The sequence below is a fragment of the Frigoribacterium sp. PhB118 genome (assembly GCF_003751725.1).
Taxonomy (GTDB): Bacteria; Actinomycetota; Actinomycetes; order Actinomycetales; family Microbacteriaceae; genus Frigoribacterium.
In genome coordinates this window covers 1,259,263-1,278,046 of sequence record NZ_RKID01000001.1, presented here as the reverse complement: position 1 = coordinate 1,278,046, position 18,784 = coordinate 1,259,263, and the positions used below count along the sequence as shown (strand labels likewise).

The window sequence follows — 18,784 nt, the reverse complement described above, 5'->3', positions numbered from 1 at the left end:
CCGGGGGAACAGGTCGAGGCGCGCGTCTGCCCTACCCGAAAAAGGCACCACCATGCATTCGCTCACCCTCGCGGGGTCTCCCCGTCGCGGGCGGAGGGCCCTGCGCCTGTCCGCCGCGCTGCTCGCCACCCTCGCCCTGGCCGGCACCGCCGCCCTCACCGGCACCGCGGCTCCGGCCCGGGCCGCCGAGATCGACGGTGCCATCACGAACGTGACGGTCACCCCGACCACGCCGAAGCAGGGTTCCCAGCTCACGACGACGATCGCGTGGCAGGTGCCTGACGACACCCTCGCCGGGGACACCTTCACGCTGACGCTCAGCGAGCACCTGAAGAACCTGCCCACCGACTTCGCGCTCCGCGACCCCGCCACCGGTGCGGTCGTGGCCGACGCGGCCGTCGTCGGGACGCGCCCGTCCGTGGTCACCTTCACGATGACCGCCTACGCCGAGGACCACCTCAACGTCAGCGGCCAGGCCTTCGTCACGTCCGACTTCGAGGGACGCACCACCCCGTCGGGCGTGCCCACCCCCTTCACGTCGACCACGAACGACGGTCGCGACTTCACCACCGTCGTCACTCCGACCGGTGTGCTGCGCGGCTCGGACGTCGTGACGAAGTTCGGCACCTACACCCGTGCGGACCAGGGTCGCCTCGTGGGCGACGACTTCCTCGTCTGGAGCGTGAACACGCCGATGGGGCCGTTCGACTCGGCCACCGTCGGTGACTCGGTCCCCGCCGGCGAGGCGTGGTCGTTCGACTGCGACACCGCCGTGTTCACCGAGATCCGCACCAAGGCCGACGGTTCGCTGGCCGCCCCGGTCGCCGTGACCCCGGCCTCGTTCGACTGCACCACCTCCGGGTACACGGTCTCGTGGGGCGCGCAGACGCGGACCGCGCAGTACCGTGCCGCCGTCGCCGTGAGTCTCGCCGCTCCCACCGGCACCGCCACCGACCCGCAGACCTTCACCAACGCCGCGACGGCATCGACCGTCCGGGCCGGTGTCGCCGCCGGCAGCCGGGTCACGGCCTCGAAGGTCCAGGCCTCCGCCGGGGGTGTGGGCAGCGGTGACGTCCCCGTCTCCGCCGTGACCATCACGAAGGGCGACGCCGCGGGCCACGCGGCCGACACCGCCGACGCCGCCGTCGTGCTCTCCGACGGGACCGCCTCGCTGGCCTATCGGGTGACGAACACCGGTGCCGACGCGCTCGCCGACGTCTCGGTCTCGGACGCGGTCGTCGCCAACGGCACCGTCACGGGCCTGAGCTGCGACTTCAGTGCCCTGGGCGGACCGTCCACCGGTGTCACCTGGGCCGGCCCGCTCGCGGTCGGCGCCTCGTTCGACTGCACCGCCGCCCTCGCGGGTGTCATGGCCGGCACCACCGACCACCACGACGTCGGCACCGTGACGGCGCGGGGCATCGAGTCGGGTCAGGCCGTGACGTCCTCGAACGCCTGGTTCGCCCGCGTCTCCGGCGCGACCGGCACGACCACCACGCCGACGTCCGCCCCGACGACGACCCCGGCCGCGCTCGCCGCCCCCGCGGCGGGCCCGACCGCCCCGGCCGCGTCGACGCCTCGGCCCGCCGCCGCGGCAGCGACCACCGGTCTCGCCTTCACCGGGGCCGAGCTGGCCGGTCCGGTCACGTTGGCCGCACTGCTGACCCTGCTCGGTGCAGCGCTCGTCGTCTCGGCCCGTCGTCGTGCGGCCCGCGCGGCGCTGACCGGTGACGCCGACCGCAGCCACCGCGGCGAGTAGTCGACCGTCAGGGGGTGCCGGGTGCGGCGGACACGACGTCCGCCTCACCCGGCACCCCCCTTTCGTCCAACCTGCACCTCACCGAAACAGACGTGGACTAGGTTCGCTACTCGTGACAGAAGACAACGGACACACGATGCGCGTCGTCAGCTACAACCTTCGCGAGCACACGGCCAAGGGCGAGATCCGGTCGCTCGCCGAGGACAACGACGCCGACGTGCTCTGCCTGCAAGAGGCCGACACGAAGGACATCCCCGACGAGTTCGGCGAGTTCGCCCTCGCGGCGTCGACGCACAACAACCGTCTCGGGCTGGCGGCCTACTACCGCCGTTCGCGCTTCGAGTTGCTGGGGACGAACGTCTACGCGCTGAAGAAGTCGATGCACGACCGGGTGATGTCGCCGGCGCACGAGCGTCTCCTGGCCATGCACCTGGCCGACCGGCAGAGCGGACGTGACGTGCTGATCGGCTCGTTCCACGCCGCCCCGCTCACCGCCACGAACGCCCTGCGGAAGAAGCAGGTCGAGTCGGCGCACCGCCTCATGCGTGCGCTGGCGCCCGGCGTGCCGATGCTCATGGTGGGCGACTTCAACTACCCGTGGTTCCACGGCGGTCTCCGCAAGCACATCGAGCGCGACGGCTTCGTGCTGACCCGCAGTTCGACCCCGACCTACCTCGGCTACAAGTACGTCAAGGGCCACTTCGACTTCGCGACGAGCTACGACCTCAAGATCGAGGACGTCGTCACCCTGCCGGCCGGCATCAGCGACCACCGTCCGATCCTGGTCCGCGCCCGGGGGCTCTGACCTCGCGGGTTCCGCACACGACGACGGGCCCGGCCACGTCCTCGGTGGCCGGGCCCCTCGTCGTGGTGCCGGGAACCGCAGGAGGCGCGGTGCGGCCGACAGCCTCACCGCGCCTCCTCGGGGCCGGGAACCGCAGGAGGCGCGGTGCGGCCGACAGCCTCACCGCGCCTCCTCGGGTCGTCGCGCCCGCAGGCGCCGCCGGGGCCTAGGCGGCCAGGGCGAGCTCGCGGGTCTCGACCGACGAGGCCTGCACGATGGTGCGGCTGGGCTCGTGGCGCCAGCTGCGACCGGGGATGACCCAGCCGGCCGCTCCGTCGACGACGACCGACGCACCGACGCGCACGGCGGCGGTGACGTCGTCGCGCCAGGCGCGGACGGCGAACTGGGTGCCGCGGTCGTCGACGACGACGAACTCGACGAGGCGGGCGGTGGTGAGGGTGGGCGCGGTCGTGACCGTGCCGGTGATGCTGATGATGTCGTTCATGATGCTCGATTTCGATGTGTGCTCTGTGTTGCGACAGAATCCGTGGCACGAGATGCCGGATGGGCGCTCGTGGTCCGCCTGACGGCGGTGGTCGGGCCTGCGGTGACGGCGGCCGGAGAAGTAGGGCAACGATGATCGGTGGTCATCGTGCGCATCCGGCGAGGTCGTCTCGCGAGGCTGTTCGGGCGGTGCACCGGTGTGGACTCGGTCGTCACCGCACGGGGCACTTCTGAGAAGAGGGGCCCAAGCGACTCACCACAGTAACACGCCCGGGGTACGTCCACCAGTGTTTCCTCGGAAGGTTCGACGGGGGTGAGTGGTTGGCTCTACACATGACCACGATCCCCACCATCACCCTGAACAACGGAATCCAGATCCCTCAGCTCGGGTTCGGCGTCTACCAGGTCGACCCGGCCGAGACCAAGGACGCCACCCTCACCGCGTTCGAGGTCGGTTACCGCCACATCGACACCGCCGAGATGTACGGCAACGAGGCGGGCGTCGGCGAGGCGATCGCCGAGAGCGGCATCGACCGCAGCGAGATCTTCGTCACCTCGAAGCTCAACAACGGCTTCCACAAGCGTGACGACGCGCTGAAGGCGTTCGACGGCACGCTCGACGCGCTGAAGCAGGACTACGTCGACCTGTTCCTCATCCACTGGCCGCTGCCCGGCATCGACGTCGACTACGTCGAGACCTGGAAGGCCCTCGAAGAGATCTACGCCAGCGGCCGCGCGAAGTCCATCGGCGTCTCGAACTTCCAGCAGCCCCACCTCGAGCGCGTCCTCGACGAGGGCTCGGTCGTCCCGGTCGTCAACCAGATCGAGGTGCACCCCTACCTGACCCAGGACGCGCTGCGCGAGTTCGGCGTCTCGAAGGGCATCCACACCGAGGCCTGGTCGCCCATCGCCCAGGGCGGCGTCCTCAAGGACGAGACCATCACCGAGATCGCCGAGCGCGTCGGCAAGACGACCGCGCAGGTGACGCTGCGCTGGCACATCCAGCGTGGCGACATCGTCTTCCCGAAGTCGGTCACGCGCTCGCGCGTGGAAGAGAACTTCGATCTCTTCGACTTCGAGCTGACCGACGCCGACGTGGCCGCCATCACCGCCCTGAACAAGGACGAGCGCACCGGTCCGAACCCGGACGAGTTCAACTACATCCCCAGCTGATCGCCTGATCGGCACGGCGTCGCGCTCGGTCGCGACGCCGAGGCACCGAGGCCGGGTCCGCACGTCGTCACGACGAGCGGGCCCGGCCTCCGCACGTCGAGGCGTCGCGCGGGCGCCTAGTACGATCGACGTTTCCCCCGACCACAGCCGACCAGATCCGGAGGGCGTGACACGGTGCGACGGATCGTCGGCGTCCTACGCCTGCTCGCGGCCGCCGTCGGCGTGGTCGCCCTCGTCGCCGACTTCGTCTACGTGCTCGGTTTCAGCACCTTCAGCTCGATCAACTACTTCAGCTACTTCACGCAGCAGAGCAACATGGCGAACGTCGTGGTGCTCGCCTTCGCGGGCGTCGTGTCGTTGCGCGGGCGACAGGAGCCCGGCTGGTTCGCAGGAGTCCACGCCCTGGTCAGCACCTACGTGATCGTGTCGGGCATCGTGTTCGGCATCATCGTCGCCGAGTCGGCGAGTCACGACTACCGCATCGAGGTGCCCTGGTCGAGCCAGCTGCTGCACTTCGTGATCCCGACGTTCGTGCTCGTGGACTGGGTGTTCGGCCCCGACCGGCCGCGGGTGCGGTGGCGGGTGCTCTCGGTGGTGCTGGTCTTCCCGCTCGTGTGGGGCGTGTTCACGATCGTCCGGGGCGCCGACGTCGGCTGGTACCCGTACTTCTTCCTCGACCCGGCGCAGGTCACCTGGCCGGGCGAGTTCCTGCTGTACAACGGCATCGCCCTGGGCACGATCGTCGGGGTGCTCGTGGGGCTCGTCGCGCTGAGCCACGTGCGGCCGCACGCGCGGGCACGCCAGGGTGGCGGGCCGGCGTCGGCGACGGGCACCGCGCCTCCTGCGGTCGACGGACGAGGAGGCGCGGGTCAGGACGTCGGGTCGGCCGTCGGCTCGTCGGTGGGCGCGGGGGACCCGGCGGCCACGAGGTCGAGGTAGGGTGCCAGGCTCTGCATCGCCGAGGCCACCGCCGCGTCGTCGTCGAGGCCGGCGACCTCGGCCGCCGCGTCGCCACCCGTCAGCGCGACGAGCACGGGCGCGCCGGTCGCCGGCATGAGGTTGACGAAGAGCCGGTAGGGGGCGTCGTCGTCGAGCACGGCCCAGACCGTGGCCTGGGTGGACCAGAAGGCCTCGTCGAAGCGCAGCCAGAGCACCTCGCGCGTGCCGACGCCGAGGGCCTCGATCGCGTCCGTGTGGGTGGACGGCAGGTCGGGTGAGAACTCGGGCACGCCGGTCTTCAGCACGCCCAGGGGGATGGTCGACACGGCGCGGTCGACCGAGAGCGACTCGCCGGTCGCGAGCCTCAGCCCCACGCCCTGGTCGCCGTACTGCACGCGGACGACGTTGCTGTCGCGGAGCACGTCGAGGCCGTCGAGCAGGCCCGCGACGAAGCCCGACAGGCCACCCGTCACCACGGAGGCGCCGGTGGGCAGCAGGTCGCCCGCGGGGTCGTCGCCGAGGGCCGAGGCGGCGAGGTCGTCGGCCCCGGCCCCCCAGCGGGCCGGGAGGAGGTCGTCGAGCACGAGCGCGAGACGGTCGGCGTCCGAGACCCCGTCCGGACCGGGCAGGGCCGAGACCTCGTCGGCCCCCGAGCCGGAGAGGGCGTCGGCGACGCTCGTGCCGGAGTCGGCGTCGGTCGTGGTGGAGCGCCCCGCGGCCCAGGACGCGGCCCGGTCGAGACGGTCGGCGGCGTCGCCGAGGGAGTCGACCGCACCGTCGGACATCCGGACCTCGACGGTGTCGTCGAGCGGCCGGGTGCGGACGCGGGCGAGGGCGAGTGCAGCCTGGAGGGCCACCGACCCGGGGCCCTCGAGCAGGCCGACGCCGAGTTCGACCGGGTAGGGCCAGTCGTCGTCGTGCACGCTGTGCACCCGGCCGCCGACCCGGCCGCGGGCCTCGACGACCACGACGTCGTAGCCCCGGTCGACGAGGGACCGCGCCGCGGTCGCGCCCGCGATGCCGGCGCCGATCACGGCGATGCGCTCGTCGGCCGCGGCGACCTCGGCGACCTGCGCCGCGACGTCGAAGCCCGACTGGCGTGCACCGTAGACCGTGCCGCCCATCGTCGAGGCGACGGCTTCTCCGGCGAAGAAGAGGCGGTCGTCGAGCGGGGTGCCGAGCAACCGGCGGTCGGCGTCGGAGGTGCCGGGGGTGAGGTGGCTCGTCGCCCCGAGGGAGTACGGATCGTCGGCCCACGAGCTGCGGCGGAAGGCGGCGGGGGCGACTGTGCCCGACGGGGTCGGCGTCGGCGTGGGGGTCGGCGTGGCGGACGGGGTGGGGCTGGCCGTCGGCGCGGGGGAGTCCGTCGTGCAGGCCGACAGCACGAGGATCGCGGCCCCCGAGACCGATCCCGTCAAGAACGCTCGCCGACTGATGCCCATGGTGCGTCCATTCTCGCAGTCGTCGCGCACCGGCGCTCGCCGGGGTCGTCCCGTGGCGTCCTGCGCACCGGCACCGCGCCTCCTGGTCGCGTCCTGCGTTAGGGGACCGCGCCTCCGGGTCGCGTTCTGCGTTCCGGCGCCGCGCCTCCGGGTCGACGACCCGTCGGGGCGGGCCTCAGGCGTCGACGGTCTCGAGGAAGGTGCGCAGCAGGTCGGTCACCTGGTCGACGGGGAGCAGCGACGAGGCGTGGTCCTGGCCGACGAGCGAGTAGAAGACGGCTGCTGGCATCCGGCGGGCGGCCTCCTGGGACTCGCGATGGCGGTCGACGTCCCGCGTGCCGGCCAGCAGGAGGGTGGGGACCTCGACCGAGTCGAGCTGGGGGACCGTCAGGCCGCCACCCGTCTCGGCCGCGGTGAAGAAGGCGGCCAGGGCGATCGGATCGTCCTGCATGAAGGCCAGACGGGTCTCGGGATCGATCGGACGGCCGATCGTCTCGCCCCAGCGGTCGACGAAGCGGGCCATGCCACCCGTCGTCAGGGCGTCGTGCCAGTCGGGCGTGAAGGTCGCGCCGATGTTGCCGTTCATCGGGGCCCAGCTGCCACCGATCGTGGTCAGCGTCCGGAGGCGCCGGGGCTCGTGCGCCGCGACGGACAGCCCGATGCGGGCGCCGAACGAGTAACCGACGTAGTGCGCGGGCTCGAGGCCCGTGGCGTCGAGCACGGCGCCGACGTCACCACGGTGCAGGTCCATCGTGTACGACTCGGGGTCGTGGGGCTTGCCGCTCTTGCCGTGGCCGCGCATGTCGAGCGCGACCACCGTGAAGTCGCGCTGCAGGTCCCGGAGGTAGCCGAGCCCCCGCCAGGTGCCGCGCGAGAGGCCCGAGCCGTGCACGAGCAGGAGCGGCGGCCCGTCCCCGTCGACCTCGTAGGCGATCTCGGTGCCGTCGACGGGGTTCGGGGTGGTCGCACGCATCCCGACAGTCTGGCAGCGCCGCACAGCTCGTGACGGTTGTGGTCGTAGTGCTCGCTGTGCTCGTTCTGCTCGCTGCGCGCGTCTCGCGCGTCGCGCCCGTTGCGCGTCCCGCTCGCTGCGCGGGTCCCGCTCGCTGCGCGCGTCTCGCGCGTCGTGCCCGCTGCACGTCCCGCTCGTCGTGCCCGCTGCGCCTCCCGCTCGTCGTGCCGTTCTGGTCGCGTGACGGTCGACTCGGGTCGGCTCGCGGTCGGGTCGACCGAGGTGCCGAGTGGCGCGCGATGTCGGCAACTCCTCCCTCGTGCCGCCCGTGCCTCCCGTGGGCGGCGCCCTCGGCCGCCTGCGCGTCACAGGCCCGGAGTTACCGACTCGGCCGGTGCCGCACGAGCAGGTCCTCCTCGGCGCGGTGCGGCACGGCGGGGCCCGGCGCCGTGGCGGACCGGGGTGGGCGGCCCGGTCGTCCGGCGGTCGAGGGGAGGAGGGTGGACGCATGGTCGAGGCTTGGACGGCGGCACAGATCCGTGAGGCGGAGCGCCCACACCTGGAGGCGGGCGAACCCTTGATGAGGCGGGCGGCCGACGGTCTCGCGGACGTCGTGCGCGACGTGTTGCGCGCCTCCTCGTCCTCCCGGGACGGTCGTGCGGGCCGCATCCTGCTGCTCGTCGGAAGCGGCAACAACGGCGGTGACGCGCTCTACGCCGGGGAGTCGCTCGCCCGCGAGCTCGTGCCACAGGGCGGCGCGGTGACGGTCGTGTCCGTGGGGTCACGGGTACACGAGGCCGCCCTGGCCGCGGCGCTCGCGGCAGGGGCCGTGCTCGACGACGTCGAAGCCTGGTGCGATGCTGCGGTCGTGGCGGGGGTTCTGCCCGCGTACGACGCGCTGCTCGACGGACTGGTCGGGACGGGCTCGAACGGTGCGGGGCTTCGGGGGGATTCGCTGCGGGTGGTGCGGGCGGTGCTGCCGGTGGTCACTGGTGCGACATGGGGTGCAGGTGCGGGTGCGGGTGCGGGTGCGGGTGCGGAAGCGGCTGCGGCATCGGGGACGAGGAGGGACGCAGGGACTTCCCCGGCCGGAGGTGCGGCCGCGGACGGTGGCGCCACGGAACCCGCACCACGAGTGATCGCGGTCGACGTTCCGAGCGGCATCGGGGTGGACGACGGGGCCCTCCCCGATCCGCCATACGTGCTGCCCGCGGACGTCACCGTCACGTTCGGCGGCCACAAGGTCGGGCTCGTCCTGGGCCCGGGGGCGGCGCGGGCCGGGCGCGTCGTGCTCATCGACATCGGCATCGGGCCGGACCTCGCGCGCATGCCCCCGGCGGTCACGACTCCCTGATCGCCGCCCGGCCCGAGCCCCCGCCTCGCCTCGTGCCGCCCCTGTCCCGTCCGTCTACTGCCCCCTTCCGTCTCGTCCCGTCGTGTCCTGTCCCGTTCCGCTTGCTGTCACCGCCAAGGGTCTGTCCCGGTCGGCAACTCCGGGCTGTCGGCTTCCCGAGGCGGAACCCTCGCGCCTCCGTCACGACGCCGACGCCCGATGCAGGAGTTCCCGACACCGCACCAGCACGGTCGGCAACTCCTGCCCCCAGGGCATCGCCACCCGGCCGGAACCCTCACACCACCTTGGGTCTGGGCAGGAGACAGGAGTTGGCGACGGCAGGCCGTTCCCGACCGCGGAGAAGGTCTCACCGGTTCGGCGTCGTCTCGTCCCCAGGGGCCAGCCGCCGCCGTGCGTCCCCGGTGCGAGTCGTGCGGAGGTGACGGCTCCCGCGATTCCGACACGCTCGTGACATGACCACGATCGCCGAACTGGTCTCGTCCGCCGGAGGCCTGCTCCACAAACGCGACCTCGTCGCCCACGGCGCGACCGACCGACACCTCACCGTCGCCGCGCGTTCCCGCAGCGTCGTCCGGCCCCGGCGGGGGTGGTACTCCACGTGGTCGCCCCATGACCCCCGGTTCGTCGCGGTGGCGGTCGGTGGCCGGCTCACGGGAGCGTCCGCCCTCCACCTGCTCGGGGCGTGGTCGTGGTCGTCGCGCCGACCGCCCGTCACCGTGTCGGTTCCGTTGACGGCCTCGCGCCTCCGGAGGCGTCGAGGGGTCCGTGTCGTCTGGGACCCCGTCGACCTGAGTTGCCGAGGATCGACCTGGGCGGTCGATCCTCGCGACGCCCTGGCACGGGCGGTCGTCGAGGCGCCATCCTTCGAGGACGCGGTGATCCTCGTCGACTGGGCGAGGGAGGCCGGCATCGTCCAGGACGATGACGACGCCGCCGAGGTGTTGTCCCGCAAGAGCATGGACGCTGCCGGCCTCGTCGCATGGAGTGAAGGAGGCGCGGAGAGCATCCTCGAGAGCGCCGCCGGAACGAGACTCCGACGCGCGGGACGCCACGTCGTGCGTCAGATCCCTGTCTCGGGGACGAACAAGATCATCGACATGGTCGTCGACGGCATCATCGGCTTCGAGACCGATGGACGAGCACACCATGAACGGCGTTTCGACGAGGACCGGGTCAAGGACGCCGACATCGCCCGTGAGGGGCGGGTGCCGTTCCGGGCGAGCGCCATGATGGTGAAGAACAGGTGGCGGTCGACGGCCGAGGCGATCGATGCGCTGATCTTCACGGCGGGTGGCCCCCGTCGCGTCGAGGATGTCGTCAACTCCTCGTTGCCGCGAGTGCTCGGACCCCAGGGTCGCAGATCGTGGCGGCTGGCGATTCCGCGACGGAGCGCCGGTCAGGAGTTCCCGATCGGGGGGATCTAACGGTGGAGCTCGGGGCCCGTCCCGCTGGCCTTCATCGAGCCGCACGGCCGGGCCAAGCCGGTCGCGAGGCATGGCCCGCGGCACGGCCTGGCCAAGCCGCCCGGCCTGGCCAAGCCGCCCGGCACGGCCCGCCGCCCGGCCTGGCCAAGCCGCCCGGCGGCTCGGTGCAGCCACCCCGCCCGCGCGGCCAGTGCAACTCAGCTCCGCGGCGACTGCTTCGACGAGGGGACGACCGACAGCGGAGTGGTGATCGTCTCGAGCGACTTGCGAGCCGCGTCGACGCCGAAGATGAGCGCGATGACACCGCCGACCAGCATGACGCCGGCGCCCAGGAAGTACCCGCCCGTGAGGGGACCCCGGTCGCTCCCGTCGCCGATGAGGGCGCCGTAGAGGCTCGGAGCGACGGCGCCGACGATCTGTCCGAGGGCGAAGAAGTAGCCGATGACCTGACTCCGTAGCTCGAGCGGGAAGATCTCGCTCACCGTCAGGTAGGCCGACGACGCGCCTGCCGAGGCGAAGAAGAACGAGACGCTCCAGAACGCGGTCTGAGTCGCGGCGTTCAGCACGTCCGCCTGGAACAGGATCGCCGACACGGCGAGCACCGCCGCCGACACGGCGTACGTCAGGAAGATCATCTGACGTCGACCCCAGCTGTCGAACAGCGGCCCCAGCACCAGCGGCCCGAGCAGGTTTCCCACGGCGAAGATCAGGAAGAAGTACTGCGTGCTGCTGGGGCTCGTGCCGTAGAAGTTCTGCAGCACGAGTGCGTAGGTGAAGAAGATCGCGTTGTAGAGGAACGACTGCGTGATCATCATCGCGGCGCCGACGAAGGTTCGCTTCGGGTAGTCGTGTACCAGGGTGCGGATGATGGTGCCGAACCCGATCCGCCCCGCCGCGACCACCTCGATGGCCTGGTCGTCCGACACGGCGGTGAGGTGGTCGGTGCCCTTGTCCTTCTCGACGCGGGCCTCGATGTCGTCGACCGTCGCCTCGGCCTCCTTCTCGCGTCCGTGCGTCATCAGCCACCGCGGGCTCTCCGGGATGTGGCGGCGCAGGTAGATGATCGCGAGGCCGAGTACCGGCCCGATGAAGAACCCGATGCGCCAGCCCACGTTCTCGGCGAACAGGTCGGGGTCGAGCAAGAAGATGTTGGCCGTCGCGCCCAGGGCCGCGCCGCCCCAGTACGTCCCGTTGATCGCGATGTCGACTCGTCCGCGGTACTTCGACGGGATGAGTTCGTCGATCGCCGAGTTGATGGCGGCGTACTCCCCGCCGATCCCTGCACCGGCGAAGAACCGGAACACGGCCAGGAAGACGAAGTTCGGCGACAGTCCCGCGATGGCGCTCGCCACGAGGTAGATCGCCAGGGTCAGGATGAACAGCTTCTTGCGGCCGAGGCTGTCGGCCATCCGCCCGAAGATGAGGGCCCCGAAGACCTGGCCGACGAGGTAGATCGTGCCCAGCAGCCCGACCTCGGCGGCGGTGAGCCCGAGGTCCGCCTGGAACCCGGCAGAAGCGACGATCTGGATCTCGAGCCCGTCGAGCACCCAGGAGAACCCCAGGCCCACGACGATCGACCAGTGGAACCTCGTCCACGGCAGACGGTCCATCCGGGCCGGGACGAGGCTGCGCGTGCCTCCGCCCGGGCCGCCGTTCGACGAGGTGGTGGGTGAGCTTGTCATGGGTCGGCCTCCCGGGGATGCGTGACGACGGGTGCGCAGCCTGCAAGTCTGCATCATCTGCACGTGCCCGGACGCTACTCGCGCTCGGAGCCCGTGTCCGCGTCGGCCCGCACGCCGAGGAAGCAGGTACCCGAGGAGGCGCGTGTCGCCAACGCAGGACTCCTGAGGAGGCGCGGGCCGAGAAGACAGGGGCCCGGAAGTGGGGCGCAGCCCGAGACAGGAGTTGCCCGCACCCGCACCCGCACCCGCACCCGCAGCCCCACCCGCGCCTGCAGGGGAAGAGGAGGCGCGTGACGGCGATGCATGACCGCCGAGGAGGCGCGTGTCGGCAACGCAGGACTCGCGAGGGGGCCCGGGCCGAGAAGACAGGGACCCGCAGGGAGGGCGCACCCCGGGACAGGAATTGCCTGCACCTGCACCTGCACCCGCACCCGCACCCGGAGGGGTTGAGGAGGAGCGTGTCGGCAACGCAGGACTCGCGAGGGGGCGCAGGCGGAGAATACGGGGACCTGAAGGCGGGGCGCACCGCGGGACAGGAGTTGCCCGCACCCGCACCCACACCGAATCCGCAGGGGTTGAGGAGGCGTGGGTGGTGCAGGCCGCACCGCCGCGCCATGGGGCAGTCGGGGGACGGGATCACGCGGAGCAGGCCGTCGGTTGCGCGATGGTCCACGACCTCACGGACGGCTGACACGACGACGAGCTGCCGACGGCTGGCGCTTCCCCGAGGGGGAGGCCGTGACCATCGGCAGCTCGCCAGCGAGGATGTGCGGAGCGCCGACGCACGTCTCGCCACGCGCCACGCGACGAGCTCACGCCCAACGCGCGCCACGCGACGCGCGACGCGCGACGCGCGACGCGCGCAGGCTAGTGCGCGACGACCGGCTCGGCGCCCTCGACGACCGGCGGGCGCCGGACGAAGAACGACCCCACGACGGCGAACACCGAGATGATCGCGCCGACCAGGAACGCGGCGCGCACGCCGGCTCCCGTGGCGGCGGCTCCGGCACCGGACTGGCTGGCCGCCGCGGTGGCGGCCAGGGTCATCACGGTGACGAACACGGCGGTGCCGGCGGCGCCGGCCAGCTGCTGCACCGTGCCGACGATCGCGCTGCCGTGCGAGTACAGGTTCGACGGCAGCGACCCGAGGCCCGAGGTGAACAGCGGCGTGAACATGAAGGCCAGGCCGATGCTGAGGGCGACGTGGGCGGCGAGGACCATCGGGATCGGGGTGGACTCGGACACCGTGGACATGAACCACAGCACCGCGCTGACCAGGGTGGTGCCGGGCACGAGCAGCACGGTCGGACCGTACTTGTCGAACAGGCGTCCCACGACGGGCGACAGCAGGCCCTGGACGAGGCCGCCGGGCAGCAGCAGCAGCCCGGTGGCGAGCGGGTCGAGGCCGTGCACGTTCTGCAGGTAGATCGGCAGGACGATCAGGGTGCCGAAGAGGGCGATCATGCCGACGCCGAGCACCGACGCCGAGATCGTGAAGGTGCGCGACGAGAACGTGCGCAGGTCGAGCAGGGCGCGGTCGCGACGCTGCAGCGAGCGCTGACGCAGCACGAACGCGACGAGCGCGACGACGCCGACGGCCAGCGGCACCCAGGCGGGGACGGCGGCCTCGGCCCCTTCGCCGATCGAGCTGAGCCCGAAGACGATGCCACCGAAGGCGAAGGCCGACAGGATCACCGAGGTGACGTCGAGGGGCACCTTCTTCGGCGTGGTGACGTTCTTGACGCGGGCGGCACCGAGCGCGAGCGCCACGAGGGCGATCGGCAGCACGAGGATGAACATGAAGCGCCACTCGAGCACGCTCAGGATGACGCCCGAGATCGTCGGGCCGATGGCCGGTGCGACCGAGATGACGATCGAGATGTTGCCCATCGTGCGGCCGCGCGTGGCCGGCGGCACGAGGGTGAGCACGGTGGTCATCAGCAGCGGCATCATGATCGCCGTGCCCGAGGCCTGCACGACGCGGCCGAGCAGCAGCACGCCGAAGCCGGGAGCGATCGCCGAGATGGCCGTCCCGAGGCTGAAGAGGCTCATCGCGGTGATGAACACCGGGCGGGTGTTGAAGCGCTGCAGCAGGAAGCCCGTGATCGGGATGACGACGGCCATGGTGAGCATGAAGCCCGTGGTCAGCCACTGGCCCGCCGTGACGGTGATGTCGAGGTCGCGGGTGAGGCTCGGCAGGGCGACGCCCATGATCGTCTCGTTGAGGATCACGACGAAGGCCGACACGAGCAGTAGCCCGATGACGAGCTTGTTGCGCGCCTCGGTGCCGGCCTGGTCGCCGTCGGCGCCCGTCGTCGCGGTGTCGCCGGTTCGGCTCTCGCCGGCTCGGCTGTCGCCGACGGTCGTCGGGGGAGAGGGGTCGATGCTCAAATGGGGCTCCTCGGAGGTGACGGCGGTGTGCCTGTGCGACCGAACGTACGAGACGGTCCGGTTCTTCCCGATCCGTCCGATCGCGTCGCCGTCACCCCGAGGAGGCGCGGTGCCCGTCGGTCAGACGTCGCGTCGCTTCACGAGCGCGAGCGCCAGACCGAAGAGCACGACGACCCAGCCGACGAGCACCAGCAGGGCGCTCCACGGCTCGAGGACGAGGGCCCCGTCGGGGCTCGGCAGGGCCATGGCCGACTGGCCGGAGACGACGTAGTCGTAGAGCCGGGCGGCGGCGTTCGGCGGGATGATCTCGGCCAGTGTGTAGACCCAGGCGGCGTCGACGAACGCCGTGAAGATCTGCACGATGATCGGCAGCACGAAGACCAGGCCGACCGAGGCCGCGATGGCACCGGCGCCGTTGCGGATGATCGCCCCGAGCGAGAAGGCGATCATGCCGATGAAGGCGATCGAGGCCGCGGCTCCGACCACGCTGCGCCAGAGGGCACCGTCGCCGAAGTCGACCGTGATGTCGTTCGACGGCAGGATCGCGCTGTTGATCAGCAGGGTCAGGACGAGGGCGACCAGCGACACCACGAAGAGCGTGAGCGCGACGACGACGAGCTTGGCGACGACCGCGGGCAGGCGCTTGGGCACCGTGGCGAAGGTCGACCGGATCATGCCCGTGCCGAATTCACCGGTGATGACGAGAGCGCCCAGGATCGACGCGACGAGCTGGCCGAACACCACGCCGACCGAGACGGACTGCGCGACGATCTGCTGTTGTTGCTCGGTGCTGGCCTCGCCGGCCTGGAACAGGCCCGCGCTCAGGGCGAAGAGGGCACCGAAGCCGACGATGATGACGACCATGATCGCCAGGCACCACCAGGTCGAGCGCAGCGTGCGCAGTTTGATGACCTCGCTGCGCAGCACGCCGCCGAAGGTGAGCTTCGAGGTCGGGCGCACGGGTCGGTCGCGGTGACGGGTGGGGGTCGTGGCGGTCATCGGGTCGCTCCCTGGGGGGTCTGCGTGTCGGGGGCGACGTGGCTGCCTCGCGCCGCGCCTCCTGCGTGGTATTCGACGGAGTCCTGCGTGAGGGTCATGTACGCGTCCTCGAGCGAGCGGACCAGCGGGGTGAGCTCGTGCAGCACGACGCCGGACGAGGCGGCGAGGTCGCCGACCCGCTCGGCGGTGATGCCGCGCAGCTCGACCACGCCGGGTTCGACGGCCGTGACGGCGACGTCCGGCCCCTGCAGCAGCGAGACGAGGTGGTCGGCGTGCGGGCTGCGCACGCGCACGGCGTCGCCCGACGCCTGCGAGATGACGTCCGAGATGGGGGAGTCGGCGAGCACCTTGCCGCGCCCGAGCACGATGAGGTGGTCGGCGGTCTGGGCCATCTCGCTCATCAGGTGCGACGAGAGGAACACGGTGCGGCCCTCGCTCGCGAGGAAGCGGGCCAGGGTGCGCACCCAGACGACGCCCTCGGGGTCGAGGCCGTTGACGGGCTCGTCGAGGATGACGGTGGCCGGGTCGCCGAGCAGCGCGGCGGCGATGCCGAGGCGCTGGCCCATGCCGAGTGAGAACCCGCCGACGCGCTTCTTCGCGACCGACTCGAGGCCGGTCAGGGCGATCACCTCGTCGACGCGCTTCTTGCCGATGCCGTGCGTGGCGCCCATGGCGAGCAGGTGGTCGTGGGCGCTGCGACCGGTGTGCACGGCCTTGGCGTCGAGCAGGACGCCGACCTCGTGCAGGGGGGCCGCGTGGTCGGCGAACCGCTTGCCGTTGACCGTGACGCTGCCGCTGGTGGGGCGGTCGAGCCCGACGATCATGCGCATGGTGGTGGACTTGCCGGCGCCGTTCGGGCCGAGGAACCCGGTGACGAGACCGGGTCGGACCGTGAAGGTGGCGTCGTCGAGCGCGCGCTTGTCTCCGTAGATCTTGGTGAGGTTCCGGGCTTCGATCATCGCGTGCGTCCTGTCGTCGGCATGCTGAGGGGTGTCCGCATCGCCCCAGGCTAGGGGCGCGGTGCGCCCGGGGGCATCCCCCGCCCGGCCGAGACCGGTGGATGCGCGAGTGGTCCGCTCGGTGGACGCCGCGTCCCGGGGTCGACCCGTTACAGTCGTCCCTCGTGATCGCCGACACCCTGCTCGCCGCCCTGCCCGCCTCCACCGGCGGGGGGTTCGTCCTGTTCAACCCGGACGAGCTGCTGCCCGCCCTGGGGCCCTGGGCCCTCGCCGGCATCTCGCTGATGGTCTTCATCGAGTCGGGCGTGCTGTTCCCGTTCCTGCCCGGCGACTCCCTGCTCTTCACCGCCGGCGTGCTGCACGAGGCGCTGGGGCTGCAGGTCTGGGTGATCGCCCTCTGCGCCTTCGTCGCCGCGGTCCTCGGCGACCAGGTGGGCTACTTCCTCGGCAACCGCTTCGGCCGACGCCTGTTCAAGGACGACGCCCGCATCCTGAAGACGGCCTACCTCGAGCGTGCGGAGGCCTTCTTCGCGAAGTACGGCGGCACGAGCCTGATCCTCGGTCGGTTCGTCCCGATCGTCCGCACCTACGTCCCGCTGGCCGCGGGGACCGCGGGCTACCGGTACCGCAGGTTCCTGCTCTTCAACGTGACCGGCGCCTTCCTCTGGGCCGTGGGCATGACGGTGCTCGGCTCGCTGCTCGGCGGCATCCCGTTCATCCGCGACCACATCGACGTGCTGGCGGTCGTGCTCGTCGTGCTGTCGGTCGTGCCCATCGCCCTGCACGCCCTGCTCGCCTGGCGCCGGTCGCGGCGTGAGGCGGCCCTCACCGAGCTGCGGACCGCGGACGTCGGCGACGACTCGGGCACCGGTCCGGGCTCGGCCGGCCGCCCCGAGTGACCGGTACGCCGCTCGGTTCGGTCGAGGACCTCGTCGCCCGAGCCCTGGCGGTCCACGCCCGGACGCAGGAGGCGCGGCGCGGCTCCTCCGCGGGCCTCGCGTCCCCCGGCGGTCCCGCCCCGACGTCCGTCCGCACCCTGATCGGCGTCGCCGGCGAGCCCGGCGGCGGCAAGAGCACGGTCGCCGCGGCCGTCGTCGAGGGGCTCACGCGGGTCGGGGTGAGGGCCGTGGTCGTGCCGATGGACGGGTTCCACCTCGCGGGCGCCACCCTGGCCCGGCTCGGCCGCCTCGACCGCAAGGGCGCGATCGACACCTTCGACGCCGACGGCTACCTCGCCCTGCTCGAGCGGCTGCGGTCCCGGTCGGGGACGGTGTGGGCACCCGAGTACGTCCGGGGCGTCGAGGAGTCGATCGGCGGCGCGGTCGAGGTCGATCCGTCCGTCGAGGTCGTGGTCAGCGAGGGGAACTACCTGCTGGCCGAGCTCACGCCCTGGCCCGCGGTGCGCGCGACGTTCGACGAGGTGTGGTTCGTCGACACCCCGGCCGAGCGGCGACGGCGCTGGCTCGTCGCCCGTCACGTCCGCTTCGGCATGACGCCCGGAGCCGCCGAGGCCTGGGCCGCGGGTCCCGACGAGGCGAACGCCCGGCTCGTGCGGGCCACCCGCGCCCGGGCCGACGTCGTCGTGGACGCCGGTCGCCTCTGGCCCGACGCCTGACCGACCGCCGGTGTCGGGGGTCCACCGTAGGGTTGACGATCATGCGCCTGTTGTTGATCCGCCACGGTCAGACCCCCGACAACGTCGAGGGGGTCCTCGGCACCGTCGCGCCCGGCGTCGGGCTCACCGACCTCGGTCGACGGCAGGCCGAGGCTCTGCCCGCCGCTCTCGCCGACGAGACGATCGGTGCCCTCGCCGTCAGCACGCTCGTGCGGACGCAGCTCACCGCGGCTCCCCTGGCCGCCGCCCGGGGCCTCGCGCCGACGGTGCTCGACGGGTTGCGCGAGGTGAAGGCGGGCGACCTCGAAGGCCGACACGACACCGAGGCGGTCACGGCCTACGTCGGCTGCGTCTTCTCCTGGGCGTCGGGCGACCTCGACGTCCGGGTGCCCGGTTCCGAGGACGGGCACGAGTTCTACGCGCGGTACGACGCCGCGTTGGCCGACCTGATCGCCGGGGCCGAGGGCGACGGGCACGAGACGGTCGCGGCCGTCAGTCACGGTGCGGCCATCCGGGCCTGGGTCGGCTCGCGGGCGGTCAACGCCGACGACGAGTTCATCCGTCAGCACCTGCTCGAGAACACGGGGGTCGTCACCCTCGAGGGCAGCATCGATGCCGGCTGGCGCCTGCAGACCTGGCAGGGCCTGCCCGTCGGCGGGGCCGAGCTGCTCGACCTCGAGGCGGCGGACCCCACCGGCGAGTCCTACTGAAGCCCGACCCCAGGCCCGATCCGGTGCCCGACCCGAGGCCGGATTCCAGGCCCGACCCGTCGACCACCTGTCGCGCCTAGGCGCGCAGGCGCTCCAC

At 72.0% G+C, this 18,784-nt stretch carries 16 protein-coding genes; 9 read left to right on the top strand and 7 right to left on the bottom strand.

Going from position 1 to position 18,784, the window contains the following annotated elements; translation table 11 throughout:
- Window positions 1-52: 52 nt before the first annotated feature.
- Together EDF21_RS16670 and EDF21_RS05855 are read left to right on the top strand one after the other, a co-directional pair.
- Window positions 53-1,759: an Ig-like domain-containing protein gene (locus EDF21_RS16670; protein WP_158612861.1), complete on the top strand. Its 1,707-nt coding sequence runs from the start codon at window positions 53-55 to the stop codon at window positions 1,757-1,759.
- Between the two features lie 112 nt (window positions 1,760-1,871).
- Window positions 1,872-2,564: an endonuclease/exonuclease/phosphatase family protein gene (locus tag EDF21_RS05855; protein WP_307785101.1), complete on the top strand. Its 693-nt coding sequence runs from the start codon at window positions 1,872-1,874 to the stop codon at window positions 2,562-2,564.
- Window positions 2,565-2,769: 205 nt separating this feature from the next.
- On the opposite strand, the gene EDF21_RS05850 is transcribed toward EDF21_RS05855, so the two are convergent.
- The gene (locus EDF21_RS05850) at window positions 2,770-3,048 is read right to left on the bottom strand and encodes a hypothetical protein (protein WP_056046704.1); all 279 of its coding nucleotides are present in this window, start codon (window positions 3,046-3,048) and stop codon (window positions 2,770-2,772) included.
- Between the two features lie 332 nt (window positions 3,049-3,380).
- Here EDF21_RS05850 and EDF21_RS05845 point away from each other — a divergent pair, with 332 nt between their 5' ends.
- Window positions 3,381-4,220, top strand: coding sequence for an aldo/keto reductase (locus tag EDF21_RS05845; protein ID WP_056046702.1), 840 nt, complete (start codon window positions 3,381-3,383; stop codon window positions 4,218-4,220).
- A gap of 174 nt (window positions 4,221-4,394) precedes the next feature.
- Window positions 4,395-5,159, top strand: a complete 765-nt coding sequence (locus EDF21_RS05840; RefSeq protein WP_056046700.1) for a Pr6Pr family membrane protein — start codon at window positions 4,395-4,397, stop codon at window positions 5,157-5,159.
- On the opposite strand, the gene EDF21_RS05835 is transcribed toward EDF21_RS05840, so the two are convergent.
- Both EDF21_RS05835 and EDF21_RS16665 read right to left on the bottom strand, forming a co-directional pair.
- Window positions 5,090-6,601: an FAD-dependent oxidoreductase gene (locus EDF21_RS05835; protein ID WP_123570579.1), complete on the bottom strand. Its 1,512-nt coding sequence runs from the start codon at window positions 6,599-6,601 to the stop codon at window positions 5,090-5,092. The two genes, EDF21_RS05840 and EDF21_RS05835, sit on opposite strands and share 70 nt — an antisense overlap.
- A gap of 175 nt (window positions 6,602-6,776) precedes the next feature.
- A complete protein-coding gene (locus EDF21_RS16665) occupies window positions 6,777-7,574 on the bottom strand; it encodes an alpha/beta fold hydrolase (protein WP_158612860.1) in 798 nt (265 codons plus the stop codon).
- 487 nt (window positions 7,575-8,061) lie between these two features.
- Between EDF21_RS16665 and EDF21_RS05825 the strand changes: the two genes are divergently transcribed.
- Complete coding sequence (locus EDF21_RS05825) at window positions 8,062-8,907, top strand: NAD(P)H-hydrate epimerase (RefSeq protein ID WP_123570577.1); 846 nt, start codon at window positions 8,062-8,064, stop codon at window positions 8,905-8,907.
- Window positions 8,908-9,359: 452 nt separating this feature from the next.
- A complete protein-coding gene (locus EDF21_RS05820) occupies window positions 9,360-10,331 on the top strand; it encodes a glycyl-tRNA synthetase (protein ID WP_123570576.1) in 972 nt (323 codons plus the stop codon).
- A gap of 197 nt (window positions 10,332-10,528) precedes the next feature.
- Here the strand turns inward: EDF21_RS05820 and EDF21_RS05815 are convergent, their stop codons facing one another.
- The 4 genes from EDF21_RS05815 to EDF21_RS05800 all read right to left on the bottom strand — a co-directional run bounded on the left by EDF21_RS05815 (window position 10,529) and on the right by EDF21_RS05800 (window position 16,362).
- The gene (locus EDF21_RS05815) at window positions 10,529-12,013 is read right to left on the bottom strand and encodes an MFS transporter (protein ID WP_370274450.1); all 1,485 of its coding nucleotides are present in this window, start codon (window positions 12,011-12,013) and stop codon (window positions 10,529-10,531) included.
- Window positions 12,014-12,880: 867 nt separating this feature from the next.
- Entirely contained in the window at window positions 12,881-14,404 is a 1,524-nt protein-coding gene (locus tag EDF21_RS05810; protein WP_207114414.1) for a DHA2 family efflux MFS transporter permease subunit, read from the bottom strand.
- 120 nt (window positions 14,405-14,524) lie between these two features.
- On the bottom strand, window positions 14,525-15,403 hold the full coding sequence (locus tag EDF21_RS05805; protein ID WP_056046690.1) for an ABC transporter permease subunit: 879 nt from the start codon (window positions 15,401-15,403) through the stop codon (window positions 14,525-14,527).
- Window positions 15,400-16,362, bottom strand: a complete 963-nt coding sequence (locus tag EDF21_RS05800) for an ABC transporter ATP-binding protein (RefSeq protein ID WP_043593111.1) — start codon at window positions 16,360-16,362, stop codon at window positions 15,400-15,402. Before EDF21_RS05800 ends, EDF21_RS05805 begins: the two co-directional genes overlap by 4 nt.
- 164 nt (window positions 16,363-16,526) lie before the next feature.
- Between EDF21_RS05800 and EDF21_RS05795 the strand changes: the two genes are divergently transcribed.
- Genes EDF21_RS05795 through EDF21_RS05785 form a run of 3 tightly spaced genes read left to right on the top strand, consistent with a single transcriptional unit; the run spans window position 16,527 to window position 18,687 of the window.
- Window positions 16,527-17,261: a DedA family protein gene (locus EDF21_RS05795; protein ID WP_233568370.1), complete on the top strand. Its 735-nt coding sequence runs from the start codon at window positions 16,527-16,529 to the stop codon at window positions 17,259-17,261.
- The gene (locus EDF21_RS05790) at window positions 17,258-17,977 is read left to right on the top strand and encodes a nucleoside/nucleotide kinase family protein (RefSeq protein ID WP_233568369.1); all 720 of its coding nucleotides are present in this window, start codon (window positions 17,258-17,260) and stop codon (window positions 17,975-17,977) included. Before EDF21_RS05795 ends, EDF21_RS05790 begins: the two co-directional genes overlap by 4 nt.
- Before the next feature lie 41 nt (window positions 17,978-18,018).
- A complete protein-coding gene (locus tag EDF21_RS05785) occupies window positions 18,019-18,687 on the top strand; it encodes a histidine phosphatase family protein (RefSeq protein ID WP_123570843.1) in 669 nt (222 codons plus the stop codon).
- The last annotated feature ends 97 nt before the right edge of the window (window positions 18,688-18,784 follow it).